Below are 12,135 nucleotides of genomic sequence, written 5' to 3' on the forward strand. Positions count from 1 at the left end.
TTGCGCGTGCGCTTGGTGGTGTTGCTCAGGCCCAGGCTGCTTTGCTTCATGTGCCTATTGTCTCGGCTTCAAGCATTCGTCGGCACATGACGCAGGGGATTCGTGAAGAGGGTCCCTAGCGGCCAAAAATACCTTGAATTTCTGGCTCTTGCGTTAGCAAGTCCAACAAAAAAACCGGCGAAGAGCCGGTTTTTTTGTTGGGAGAGATGACTGAACGATGGGGCGACGGAGGTGGCCGCAAAAAAAGCCTGGCTACGCGGGCAAGCCCGTTGGCTGGCAAAAACGACCCTTGCGAGCTTGTGGCAAGCCCGGGAGTCGCCCCACGATGAAACTTACTTGGTCAGGATCAGCTTGCCCAGCTTGGTGGCCTGCAAGCGGTACACCGAGCCGTTGTGGCTGATGCTCACGGCTTTCTGGCCGCGCAGCAGCGCGCTGCTATCCACGGCTGCGGCGACCATGTCGTCCAGGCGGGCGCTGCTGCGGTCGGCGCGCGGTGTCGGCAGCTCTGGAGAGTTGGAGCGCAGGAGCGAGGCGGCGGTCAGTGTGGCTTGCATGGACGTTTTCCTGTAGCGTTGTGTTTTGCTAATGATAACGATTCGCAATTACGAGTCAAGCGACTTTGGTGTTTCTTTTTGTTCTTTCGGAGCGGCGTCGTGAATCGGGGGGCACCGCGTACGCAGGCGGTGCGAGAGAGGGGCGCCATCCGCCAAACCCGTGTTTGCACAAACAAATTTGCCCAGACAGCCTACGGTTGTCTGGGCACACGGTGCGCGACGGCAAGTGCCATGGCGCGCTTCAGGAGATTCGATAGGCACGGGCGGGGCGGCGCTTGTTCTGACTCCGCCGGCACGGCTTATAGGCCTGCAGTCACCCCGACCTGAGCAGTGCCCTGCAACGCACCAGTCACTGCGCGGGATCTGTCACAAAGCCGATCTTGCGCACGCCCGCACGCTGGGCGGCGGCCATGGCCTGGGCCACGCGTTCGTAGCGCACTTCCTTGTCGCCGCGGATGTGCAGGTCGGGTTGGGGTTCCTTGGCGGCTTCGGCCTGCAGGCGGGGCAGCAGTTCCTCGTCCGACACCTGCGACTCGTTCCAGTAGTACTTACCGTCTGCGGACACCGACAGCCGCACGGTTTCGGGTTTGATGTCCTCGGGCTGGTTGGTGGCGCGGGGCAGGTCCACGTTCACCGAATGTTTCATCACCGGCACGGTGATGATGAAGATGATGAGCAGCACCAGCATGACGTCCACCAGCGGCGTCATGTTGATCTCGTTCATCACCTCATCGGCATCGTCTTGCGTTCCGAAAGCCATGGCTTAGTTGCCTTTCTTGATGGGCAGCACCTTGGCCTGTTCGCCGCCACCGGCGCTCACGCGGGCGCCGGTCACAAAGTACGCGTGCAGGTCGTGTGCAAAGCTGTTGAGGCCGCCCAGGATGGACTTGTTGCCGCGCACCAGCGCGTTGTAGCCCAGCACGGCAGGGATGGCCACGGCCAGGCCCAGCGCCGTCATGATGAGCGCCTCGCCGATGGGACCGGCCACCTTGTCGATGGTGGACTGGCCCGACATGCCGATGGCTACCAGCGCATGGTAGATGCCCCACACGGTGCCGAACAGGCCGATGAAGGGGGCGGTGGAGCCAACCGAGGCCAGGATGGCGAGGCCCGACTGCAGGCGCGCGGTGAACTCGTCGATGCAGTTGCGCAGGCAGCGCGTGACCCAGTCGCTCACGTCCAGGCTGTCGTGCAGGTGGGCCTTGGTGTTGCGGTGGTGCGCCGTGGCTTCGCGGCCTTCAAGTGCCAGGTGGCGGAAGGGGTTGGTGGGGTCGTTGCCCAGCTTGGCAAGGCCTGCGGCAAAGTCTTCGCTGTGCCAGAAGTCCTGCGCGGCGCGGGTGTGCTTCTTGAACTTGATGATGTCCAGCGCCTTGATGAGGATGACGATCCAAGAGGCCAGCGACATGGCCAGAAGGATGACGGCGACGGCGCGGGTGACGAAGTCGCCCTGGGTCCAGACGTTGGCAATGCCGAAATGCGATTCCATGAGAACTACTCCCTAAGCGGTGATTTGGTTATTCAAGAACGAAGTTGACGGGGACCAGGTTCCACATGGTTTCCGGCACGCCGTTGCGTTTGCCGGGCACAAAGCGCCAGCGCATGACGGCCTCCTGGGCCTGCCGGTCCAGGCGATCGAATCCGCTGGACTGGCTGATTTCCACCTTTTGCGGCAGCCCGTCCGTGCCGATGAGCACGCGCAAAACCACCTTGCCTTGCTCACCCATGCGCTTGCTGATGGCGGGGTAGCTGGGCTTGGGGTTGTTCAGATAGGCCGCGTTGCTGGACGGCAGCTCGATCTTGGGCGGTGCGGGTGGTGCCGGTGGCGCGGGTGCGGGTGCAGGAGGGGCCACGGGCGCTTCGATGGGCGGTGCGGGTGGCTGCGGCGTGGTGATGCCCACGGGCGCACTGGGTGCCGGTGTGGGGTCAGGAATGGCCACCGGCATGGGGGCCGGCCGCGGTGCTGCCTTGGGGGCTGGTTTGGGCGGCGGTGGTGGGGGCGCCGGCGGGGGCGGCGGTGCGGGTGGCGCGGGCGGAGCGATGAATTCGCTCAGCAACTCTGCAGGCACGATGACCTCGGCCGCCTTGCGTATCAGGCCTGTTTGCAGCGCCCAGATGCCCGCCACGTGCAGTGCCACGACTGAACCCACGATCACGGCATTGCGGCTGACGCCCCCGGGAGGGGAAAAACGATCAGGGTGAGACATAAAAATGATAGCTGCTAGCGCTTGCTGGGCAAGCGCTAGAGGCCAAAAAGACCAAAATTATTCGCGGAAGACCCACCAGGCAGAGCCTGCAACGAGGATCAGGCTGCCTGCGAGGGTAGTGAGGAATTCCATGCCTTGCTTTCCAAAATGGAGCTGGCAAGCTGGATCGTATGCGGCGCTGCTTCGTTGTGCAATGCAGCAACCGGGTGTGACGCGCTGCACTGTGCCACCACGTCGCGTGCGCAGCTTTCGCAGCAACCGCATTGGGTGGCCACGCCCAGCTCGAACTGGATTTCGTCAAAGCTCATGCCCGCGCGTGCATGGCGGGCAATCTCTCGGTCCGAAATCCGGCGGCATACACAAACGATCATGGCGGCAGGCAGTGTGGCTGGCTGTTGAGGATGTCGCGATTATAAATACGAATCCGTCGCATTTGCAATTTTCCACTGCTGCCAGCAAGGTTTAGACATGCCGCCGCGCTGAGCGGTTGATCCAGTGCAAGCCCCGCCGCTCGACCCACGCCGATCTGCGCGCACGGGCGGCTTGGTCGACGTGTGGGCCGGCCTGCCGGCACCGGGGGTTATGAGAGGTCTGCGCTCAACAGCGCGGGCGACGCATCGGCCAGCGTGGCACAGCCGGTGAGGGCCATGGCAATTTCCAACTCGTCGCGCAGCAGGCGCAGCACATGGGCCACGCCTGCGGCACCGGCATGGACCAACCCGTACACAGCGGGGCGGCCCACCAGAACGGCGCTGGCGCCCAGGGCCATGGCCTTGAGCACGTCGGTGCCACGGCGGATGCCGCCGTCCACTAGCACGGGCACGGCTCCATCAATGGCGCGCACCACCAGGGGCAGGGCAGAGGCGGTGGCGGGGGCCGTGTCCAGCGTGCGCCCGCCGTGGTTGGACACGATGACGCCCGAAGCGCCCGCAGACACCGCCTGGCGCGCATCGGCGGGGCGCAGCACGCCTTTGAGCAGCACGGGCAGCCGCGTGACGGACCGCAGCCAGGTGACGTCATCCCATGTCGGGGCGTGGTGCAGCAGGGCGTCGAACAGCGCGCTTTGCCCGGCGCGCAGAGGGGCGGTGGGAGGCGGCTGCAGGCCGGCCAGGTTGACGGGCGCCACGCCCACGGGCAGCTTGAAGCCCGCACGCCGCTCGCCGTCGCGGACTCCACTGGTGGGGGCATCCACGGTCAGCACCAGCGCTTCGTACCCGGCGGCTTCCGCGCGCCTGACCAACTCCTGCGTGAACCCCCGGTCGTGCTGCAGGTACAGCTGAAACCACAGCGGCCCGCGCCCCGCGTCGGCCAGTACGGTGTCGGCCACGGTTTGCAGCGATACGCTGGACTGCGTGCTGAGTACCACCCCTGCACCCAGGGCCGCGGCGGCATAGGCCATGGCCAGTTCGCCATCGGGGTGGGCCATGCGCTGAAACGCAACGGGCGCTAGCAGGATCGGATGGGCCAGCGTGCGGCCCAGCAGTTCAACGCGCGTATGCCCACCGGCCAGACGCCGCAGCACGCGGGGCCACAACGTCAGCCCGTCCCACGCGCTGCGGTTGCTGCGCAGTGTGATCTCGTCTGCCGCGCCACCGCTGAAATAGGTCCAGGCGTTGTCGTCCAGCTGCTCGCGTGCCATCCGTTCGTGATCGAAAAGGGACACTACGCCTGGCGGGATTTTCTGCAGTGAAGGGAGTGTGGTCATGCCGGTCAAAGAAGCGTCGAGCGGTTGCAGGGACCCCAGGCCTTACACGTCGGCCCACATGCGCAGCAGGTTATGGTACGTGCCCGAGAGTGTGATCACCGAGGCATCCGTCTCGCCCACGGTCTGGCGCAGGCGCAACAGGGCCATGTCCATGTTGAACAGCAGCTGGCGCTGCTCAAGGCCCCGCACCATGCTCTCGACCCAGAAGAAGCTGCTGACGCGGCGGCCGCGCGTGACCGGCGTGACCTGGTGCACCGTGCTGCTGGGGTAGAGGATGAGGTCGCCCGCGGGCAGCTTGATGCGCTTTTCGTCCAGGCCTTCGGAGATGAGCAGCTCGCCCCCGTCGTATTCATCAGGCGCTGTAAGGAACAGCGTGCACGACAGGTCGCTGCGCACCCAGGCGTTGTCGGCCTTGGAATGCATGACGGCGCTGTCCACATGGTTGCCGTAGAAGTTGGCCGCGTCGCCGTAGTTGTTGAACAGCGGGTTGAAGATGCGCCGCGGCAGTGCTGCCGAGAAGAACAGCGCGTTGCGGTTCAGCGCAGCCTTGACGAGCCCTTGCAGCTGCGTGGACAGCTCGCTGCCCTGCGCTAGCTGCAGGTTGTTCTTCTGGTGCACGGCCTGGCCTCCGGCGCTTCGCGCACCGTCCACCCACGGGGCTTGTGGTGCGCCCAGGGCTTGCCGGAAGAAGGCGACCTCGTCCGAGGTCAGAACGTTTTCGATGTGCAGGAACATAAAAATGAAAGAGGCCGAGCCCGCGGGGAGCGGGCTCAGCCATTCAGTGGGCCACGGGCGGATTGTCCGCCGGATCAGAACCGGGTCTTGATCGACACCTGGACGGCACGTGGTGCGCCCGGCGTGTAGAAGCCGCGGTACAGGCCGTCGGCATACGTGCGGTCAAACAGGTTGCTCACGTTCAGCTTGAGCGTGGTCTTGTCATCAAACGCGTACTCGGCCATGGCGTCCATCACGGCAAAACCGCTGGCGTACACCGCGCGCGAACCTTCGGGGTTCTGCTTGCTGCGGTAGGTCAGGCCTGCGCCCAAACGCAGCTTGGAGGTGACGGCGTAGGTGCTCCATACGCTGCCGCTGTGCTTAGGGGTGAGGCCGGGGCGGTCGCCCTGCACCTGCGCACCACCACCGTTGGAGGCCAGCACCACGTTGCTGCGGTCGATCTTGGCGGAGGGAATCCAGGTGTGGTTGAAGAACAGTTCCCACTGGGGCGTGAGGCGGCCGGCCAGATTGAACTCCATGCCAGTGGCGTGGCGCTTGCCCGAGAGCAGCTCTTGCTGGGCTGCGGTGTCGGGGTCGGTGTTGCGCTCGTTGTACTTCTCGCTGCGGAACAGAGCCACACCCAGCAGGGCGCGGCGCTCGAACAACTCCATCTTGGTGCCGATCTCGATGTTGCGGCTCTTCTCGGGGTCGGTGTTGGCGGCGCGAGCGGTGGTGTTGCCGGGGTTGCCGAACTGGTAGGTGTCGCCCGAAGTGTTGTACGAAGTGCCGAAAGACGCGTAGTAGGAGACCAGCTCGGTGGGCTGGAACAGCAGGCCCACGCGGGGGCTGACCAGGCTGTCGGAGCGGGAGTTGCTCAGCGCGCCGGTCGCGTTTCTGTATGACGCCTTGAAGTTGTCATAGCGCAGTCCGCCCACCAACTTCAGGGTGTCGTTCAACGCCATCGTGTCCTGGAAGTACAGGCCCACGTTGCGCGACTTGAAGGTGTTCCATTGCACAGGTGCGCGGCCGTCGGCCACCCAGGCGCCATCGTTGGGCGAGCCGACGGTGGTGGTGGGGCGGGCGGTGGTGTTGGGGTAGTTCTGGTTGCGCTTGGCATCGTCGTCGTAGTAGTCGACGCCTGCCAGCACGGCGTGCTTCTTGCCGCCCCAGTTGAAGGTGTTGCTGTAGTCGCTTTGCACCTGCAGCACATCGCTCTCGCCCAGACGGCCCTTGGAGCCGCGGGTCAGCACGGTGTCGCCGTTGATCTGGTCGAGCGTGATGGCGCTGTTCTGGAAGCCGATGGTGCTGGCCAGCAGATCGCGCTCGTAGGTGCCGTAACGCAGGCGCGTGTTCAACTCGCCGTTGTTGTCAAAGCGGTGGATGTGGCCCAGCGAGACGTATTGCGCTGTGGTGTTGTTGTGGTCGCTGGCCAAGCCATAGTAGTTGCGGGCTTCCAGCGGCGTGTTGATCTTGCCGTCCACCACGCGCCAGGGGTGGTTGTACAGCGGGCGGCCCTTGGATTCGAGGTAATACAGGCCGATGGAGAACTCATCGCGCGTGCCGATGCCCCAGGCGAACGTGGGCGCGATGCCGCGCTTGTCCTGCTTGGCGCCGTAGTTGTCGAACTCCTGCACCATGGCGTTCAGGCGGAAGGCCGCGTTCTCGCCGGTCTTCCAATTGAAGTCGCCCGTGGCGCGGTGGTATTGGCCGGTGCCGAAGGTGTAGCCCGCTTCATGCTGGTCGATGAGCAGCGGGTATTTGTTCACCTGGTTGACCACGCCGCCGGTGGAGCCCTTGCCGAACAGCATGGAGGCCGAGCCCTTGAGCACTTCGACGCGGTCCAGGTTGAAGGTGTCGCGCTCGATCAGGGGGGCGTCCTTCATGCCGTCCACATAGATGTCGCCGGCCTGGCCCAGCGAGAAGCCGCGCAGGCGCACGTCTTCTTCGCCGGTTTCGCCCGACTGGAACGTCACGCCCGCGGTGTTGCGCAGCACTTCGCGGAAGTCGTCCAGGTTGCGGTCGTTCATCTGCTTTTCGGTGAACACGGTCACGGACTGGGGGATGTCCTTGATGTCCTGCTTGCCCTTGCCGACCGTGGTCTGCTTGAGAAGCAGCGTGTCCTTCCCTTGCACTTCGGCGGCTTCCTTCACCGTCACGGTGGACAGGGTCGCCTCGGGCGTGGCTGTCTGCGCCATTGCGCCTACCGATGCGGCCAACATCAGCGCGCCCAGCGGCAGCAGCGCTTTCTCCGAAGACGTTGCGCCGAGCGCTGACGCGACCAGGGGAGATGCAGCAGAGAGGGTGGAAGGGCGCAGCGTGGAACTGCGGCGCTGAGCGCGTGATTTGGCCAAGATGGACTCCGTCAATAGGTGGGTGCGGGCGGCGCGCAAGGCGCCTGAAGCGTGCAACAGCTGAACCCGGAAGGCCGGGCGGACTGTGACATGCTGCTGAATGTTACAACAAATGAGGGTCATTCTCATTTGCATTGATGCATCTTCACCACAGATTGACGGTCACATACGGACGAAAAAAAACCGGCAATGCCGGTTTTTTGGGGGGCGAAGCGCGAGGGCTTACTTGACGTGCTTGCCGATCAAGCCGGCCAGTTCAAACATCGACACCTGAGGCTTGCCGAACAGTTCCTTCAGCTTTGCGTCGGCGTTGATGTTGCGCTTGTTGGCGGCGTCCTGCAGGTTGTTGGCCTTGATGTAGACCCACAGCTTGCTGATGATCTCCGTGCGAGGCAGCGGCGTGGAACCCACCACAGCGGCCAGCGCGGGGCTGGGCGTGAGTGCCTTCATGAAGGCGGCGTTGGGGGTGCGCTTCTTGGCCGGTGCAGCAGCTTTGGTGGCGGGCGCTTTGGCTGCCGTTGCTGTTTTTGCCGGAGCTTTTTTTGCAGTTGCCATGTTGGGTGTTCCTTATTGGAAATAAATTATCACCAGCGAAAACGGGGCTGTCGTACTGGCAGGCCGATGCTAATAGGAAAAAATAGCGTTTCCAAGGGAGAAACGGCTTTTTTTGCCTCGATTTGTAGCTGTGGCGCCGCGCGCAGCACTGTTGTGCGCTGCGGGGCCGCGCCGATGTTGACAAGCCATGCGGACTGTGGCGTGTCCGGTGCGGTGTTGCCCTGACTTCGCTGGGCGACAATCGATCGGCGCCCGATCTCACCCCTTCTCTTTTTTATCTGTTTTCCGAAAGGCCCCGTGCAATGTCTGCGACGTCTCCCTCCGACTTCAGCACCTGCGATTTTTGCGACACCCACAAGGGCGACGCGACCGGAGCTTTTCGTGTGCTGCCACCTATGTTCCGCAGCTTTGGTGGCGTGGGCCGGTTTGCGGGACCGGTCAGCACTGTGAAGTGCCATGAGGACAACACACTCGTGAAGGCCGCCGTGGACTCGCCGGGCGAAGGCCGTGTGCTGGTGGTGGATGGCGGTGGTTCGCTGCGCCGTGCGCTAGTGGGCGGCAATTTGGCCGCCGCCGCCGCACGCAATGGATGGGCGGGCATTGTGGTGGACGGGTGCGTGCGGGATGTGGCAGAGCTGAACGCCACGGCTGTGGGGATTCGTGCGCTTGCGCTCATGCCGCTGCCCACCGAAAAGCGCAGTGAAGGTCAGCGTGATGTGGCGGTCCAGATCCAGGGTGTGTGGGTGCGCCCGGGGGATTGGCTGTATGCGGATGCAGATGGCATCGTTGTCAGCGCTACGTCCCTGACGGCGTGAACGGCGTGACGGCATGAACGGCGCGTAGCGCCACGCAAGATTACTGTTGGGGACGACAACTGCTGGTGCCGACCCTCAGTGCGGCGCGCGAGGGCAGGGTGGCCAGCAGGACGCTGGCCAGCGCGATGGCAAATGCCACTGCCTGCATGCCACTGAGTGATTCGCCCAGCACCACCACGCCCACCAGCGCCGCCGTCACCGGCAGCATCACCGAGAACACCCCGCCCTGGGCGGCGGGCACGGTCTTCAAGCCCGTCATCCACAGCCACACCGTCCACGTGCAGGCGGCCAGCGCATAAAACAGGAGCAGCGCCCAGGTGCTCCAGTCTACCGCTGCAAAGTCAAAGCTAAGCGCCACGTACAAGCCCAGCGGCGTGCTCAGCGCAAAGCCCCAAAGATTGATGAGTGATGTGATGCGCTTGGGCCCCAGGCTTCCCGTCAGCTTTTTGCCGATCACCGTATAGGCGGCTTCGCAGAGCACTGAACCGATCAGCAGCAACTGCCCCAGCCAAGCTAGATTTGTATTGTTTTTGGCCTGTATCGCTCGTCCAGTAAGCGCTGAGTGCTCTGTTTTTGATAGTGAAAACAGCGCAATCCCGCCCACGGCGCATGCCACCGCCAGCCAGGTGCGAGGCGGAACCTTCTCACGCAAGAATGCCCAGCCCATGAGCGCCACCGCGGCGGGAATCGCCGCCAGCGTGACGCCGGCAGACACCGCATCCGTCAGGCTGACGCCATAGATCATGCACAGTGTGAACAGGAAGTTGCCTAGAAACGACTCCAGAAACAGCAGGCGCTTGGTTTGCCGCGACATCGGCGGCTCGTCCGGCGGTTTTTTGAGCCAGTGCAGCATGGCTAGTGCGCCGATTCCAAACCGCATCCAGGCCAGCAAAAACACCGGCAATGCGGCAGCGAGCGGTTTGGACAGTGCCACGTAGCAACCGACCAGCGACATGCTGAGGGCCAGGCACAGGTAGGCGAATGTGCGGTTGGGGGGATTCACTAGACTGATCGCAGCTGAAAAAAGGACCGCGCATCATGCCCCACGAATCCCTTCCGCCATCGCCACCGCGCTACGTTTTCGTTTACGGCACCTTGCGCCGGGGCGGCCTCAATGACATCACGCGGCTGACACCCGCCCCCCTTTTTGTGGGTGAAGCACAGGTCGCAGGCGTGCTGTACCACCTAGGGCACTACCCGGGCCTGACGCTGGGCGGCGGGGGCAGGGTGCGGGGCGAGGTGTATGCCATCACCGCGGCGCTGGAGGCCGTGCTCGACGACATCGAGGACTTGGGCGAGAACCCCACCGACGAGTACGCCAAGCGCGAGGTCGCGGTGGATGTGCAGGGACGCTTTCTGCAGTGTTTGGTGTACGAGATCAATCCACGGTACGTGACAACTGCGCCGCGCATTCAGCACGGTGACTGGTTGAAAGCTTGATGATCGATTTATCGCCATGCAAAAACATATTTCCGCATTGCGATATGTAATAGATGCTGCATCGCGTCAAAATTTCTCGATATGAGAAATCAATTTCTGTATGGAGAAATATCGTGGTTAAGTGGTTGTTTTGAAAGAGAAAAATTTATCTCTTCTATAAGACATAAGAGCTTGCACAGGTCTTATAGAAGACTTAAAGTTGTCTCCAAGGGCGGCACATAGCAGCCCGGCGTTTTCAACCAACCCCTGGAGTGATCTCATGCCCCAATCCCTCAACGAACAACTGAGCCGCGAACAGCAAATTGCCGCCCTGGAAAAAGACTGGGCGACCAACCCCCGCTGGAAGGGTGTGAAGCGCGGTTACTCCGCTGCCGACGTGGTGCGCCTGCGCGGCTCGCTCCCCATCGAGCACACGCTGGCCAAGCGCGGTGCTGAAAAGCTGTGGGACAAGATCAACGGCGGCGCCAAGAAGGGCTATGTGAACGCGTTCGGCGCCATTTCTGCGGGCCAGGCCATGCAGCAAGCCAAGGCTGGCCTCGAAGCCGTGTACCTGTCGGGCTGGCAAGTGGCCGCTGATGGCAACACCAGCGAAACCATGTACCCCGACCAGTCGCTGTATGCGTATGACTCGGTGCCCACCATGGTTCGCCGCATCAACAACACTTTCAAGCGCGCCGACGAAATCCAGTGGGGCCGTGGCATCAACCCCGGCGACAAGGAATTCATCGACTACTTCCTGCCCATCGTGGCCGATGCAGAAGCCGGTTTCGGCGGTGTGCTGAACGCGTTCGAACTGATGAAGAACATGATCCAGGCAGGCGCTGCTGGTGTTCACTTTGAAGACCAACTGGCTGCCGTGAAGAAGTGCGGCCACATGGGTGGCAAGGTGCTGGTGCCTACGCAAGAAGCCTGCGAAAAGCTGATCGCTGCACGCTTTGCCGCGGACGTGATGGGCGTGTCCACCATCGTTCTGGCTCGCACCGACGCTGAAGCCGCCAACCTGATCACGTCCGACCACGACGCCAACGACAAGCCCTTCCTGACCGGCGAGCGCACGCAAGAAGGCTTCTACCGCGTCAAGAACGGCCTGGAACAAGCCATCAGCCGTGGCGTGGCCTACGCCCCCTATGCTGACCTGGTGTGGTGCGAAACTGGCGTGCCAGACATCGGCTTCGCCCGTGAATTCGCGCAAGCCGTGCATGCTGCCTGCCCCGGCAAGCTGCTGTCCTACAACTGCTCGCCCTCGTTCAACTGGAAGAAGAACCTCAACGACAAGCAGATCGCTTCGTTCCAGGAAGACCTGTCGGCTCTGGGCTACAAGTACCAGTTCATCACGCTGGCCGGTATCCACATCAACTGGTTCAACACCTTCCAATTCGCCCATGCATACGCCCGCGGCGAAGGCATGAAGCACTACACCGAGATGGTGCAAGAGCCAGAATTCGCAGCACGCGAAAAGGGCTACACCTTCGTGTCGCACCAGCAGGAAGTGGGCGCAGGCTACTTCGACGACGTGACCACGGTGATCCAGGGCGGCTCGTCCTCCGTGAAGGCCCTGACGGGTTCGACCGAAGAAGAGCAGTTCCACTGATCCGAGGGGTAGGTGCGCTGCCTGCGTGTGGCGCAAAATGCACCGATTGAAGGCCCGAAGCACCTGCTTCGGGCTTTTTTGTTGGCGGTGACCCGTCCTGAATAGCGTTGACACGAGGACCTTTCAAAAAGGGCATGTGTCATGGAATCGAGTGTCAAACGCACGCAGCGCGACTACACGCTGGCCTTTAAATTGGCGGTGGTGGA

At 62.9% G+C, this 12,135-nt stretch carries 13 protein-coding genes; 3 read left to right on the plus strand and 10 right to left on the minus strand.

Going from position 1 to position 12,135, the window contains the following annotated elements; translation table 11 throughout:
* Nucleotides 1–332 precede the first annotated feature (332 nt).
* From ACK4HJ_RS22670 to ACK4HJ_RS22710, 9 genes are all read right to left on the minus strand, one after another.
* Complete coding sequence (locus ACK4HJ_RS22670) at nucleotides 333–554, minus strand: hemin uptake protein HemP (RefSeq protein ID WP_409835782.1); 222 nt, start codon at nucleotides 552–554, stop codon at nucleotides 333–335.
* Nucleotides 555–903: 349 nt separating this feature from the next.
* Nucleotides 904–1,314, minus strand: coding sequence for an ExbD/TolR family protein (locus tag ACK4HJ_RS22675; protein ID WP_409835783.1), 411 nt, complete (start codon nucleotides 1,312–1,314; stop codon nucleotides 904–906).
* 3 nt (nucleotides 1,315–1,317) lie between these two features.
* A complete protein-coding gene (locus tag ACK4HJ_RS22680) occupies nucleotides 1,318–2,040 on the minus strand; it encodes a MotA/TolQ/ExbB proton channel family protein (RefSeq protein WP_409835785.1) in 723 nt (240 codons plus the stop codon).
* A 28-nt stretch (nucleotides 2,041–2,068) separates the two neighbouring features.
* Nucleotides 2,069–2,758 carry an energy transducer TonB gene (locus ACK4HJ_RS22685; RefSeq protein ID WP_409835787.1) on the minus strand — a complete coding sequence of 230 codons (690 nt, stop codon included), beginning with the start codon at nucleotides 2,756–2,758 and terminating at the stop codon, nucleotides 2,069–2,071.
* A gap of 98 nt (nucleotides 2,759–2,856) precedes the next feature.
* Nucleotides 2,857–3,129 carry a bacterioferritin-associated ferredoxin gene (locus ACK4HJ_RS22690; protein ID WP_409835789.1) on the minus strand — a complete coding sequence of 91 codons (273 nt, stop codon included), beginning with the start codon at nucleotides 3,127–3,129 and terminating at the stop codon, nucleotides 2,857–2,859.
* A 209-nt stretch (nucleotides 3,130–3,338) separates the two neighbouring features.
* The gene (locus ACK4HJ_RS22695) at nucleotides 3,339–4,463 is read right to left on the minus strand and encodes an alpha-hydroxy acid oxidase (protein ID WP_409835791.1); all 1,125 of its coding nucleotides are present in this window, start codon (nucleotides 4,461–4,463) and stop codon (nucleotides 3,339–3,341) included.
* Between the two features lie 42 nt (nucleotides 4,464–4,505).
* A complete protein-coding gene (locus tag ACK4HJ_RS22700) occupies nucleotides 4,506–5,198 on the minus strand; it encodes a Fe2+-dependent dioxygenase (RefSeq protein ID WP_409835792.1) in 693 nt (230 codons plus the stop codon).
* Between the two features lie 74 nt (nucleotides 5,199–5,272).
* Nucleotides 5,273–7,396, minus strand: a complete 2,124-nt coding sequence (locus ACK4HJ_RS22705) for a TonB-dependent receptor (protein ID WP_409835802.1) — start codon at nucleotides 7,394–7,396, stop codon at nucleotides 5,273–5,275.
* A 354-nt stretch (nucleotides 7,397–7,750) separates the two neighbouring features.
* Nucleotides 7,751–8,083: an SWIB/MDM2 domain-containing protein gene (locus ACK4HJ_RS22710; protein ID WP_409835794.1), complete on the minus strand. Its 333-nt coding sequence runs from the start codon at nucleotides 8,081–8,083 to the stop codon at nucleotides 7,751–7,753.
* A 302-nt stretch (nucleotides 8,084–8,385) separates the two neighbouring features.
* Between ACK4HJ_RS22710 and rraA the strand changes: the two genes are divergently transcribed.
* Nucleotides 8,386–8,898, plus strand: a complete 513-nt coding sequence (gene rraA / locus ACK4HJ_RS22715; protein WP_409835797.1) for a ribonuclease E activity regulator RraA — start codon at nucleotides 8,386–8,388, stop codon at nucleotides 8,896–8,898.
* A 40-nt stretch (nucleotides 8,899–8,938) separates the two neighbouring features.
* On the opposite strand, the gene ACK4HJ_RS22720 is transcribed toward rraA, so the two are convergent.
* Complete coding sequence (locus ACK4HJ_RS22720; RefSeq protein WP_409835798.1) at nucleotides 8,939–9,901, minus strand: DMT family transporter; 963 nt, start codon at nucleotides 9,899–9,901, stop codon at nucleotides 8,939–8,941.
* Nucleotides 9,902–9,936: 35 nt separating this feature from the next.
* Here ACK4HJ_RS22720 and ACK4HJ_RS22725 point away from each other — a divergent pair, with 35 nt between their 5' ends.
* Nucleotides 9,937–10,338, plus strand: coding sequence for a gamma-glutamylcyclotransferase (locus ACK4HJ_RS22725; RefSeq protein ID WP_409835800.1), 402 nt, complete (start codon nucleotides 9,937–9,939; stop codon nucleotides 10,336–10,338).
* Nucleotides 10,339–10,597: 259 nt separating this feature from the next.
* Nucleotides 10,598–11,929 carry an isocitrate lyase gene (gene aceA, locus ACK4HJ_RS22730; protein WP_094290879.1) on the plus strand — a complete coding sequence of 444 codons (1,332 nt, stop codon included), beginning with the start codon at nucleotides 10,598–10,600 and terminating at the stop codon, nucleotides 11,927–11,929.
* Nucleotides 11,930–12,135: the final 206 nt, after the last annotated feature.

Origin of the sequence: Acidovorax sp. (assembly GCF_046294525.1) — a bacterium.
Lineage (GTDB): Bacteria > Pseudomonadota > Gammaproteobacteria > Burkholderiales > Burkholderiaceae_C > Acidovorax.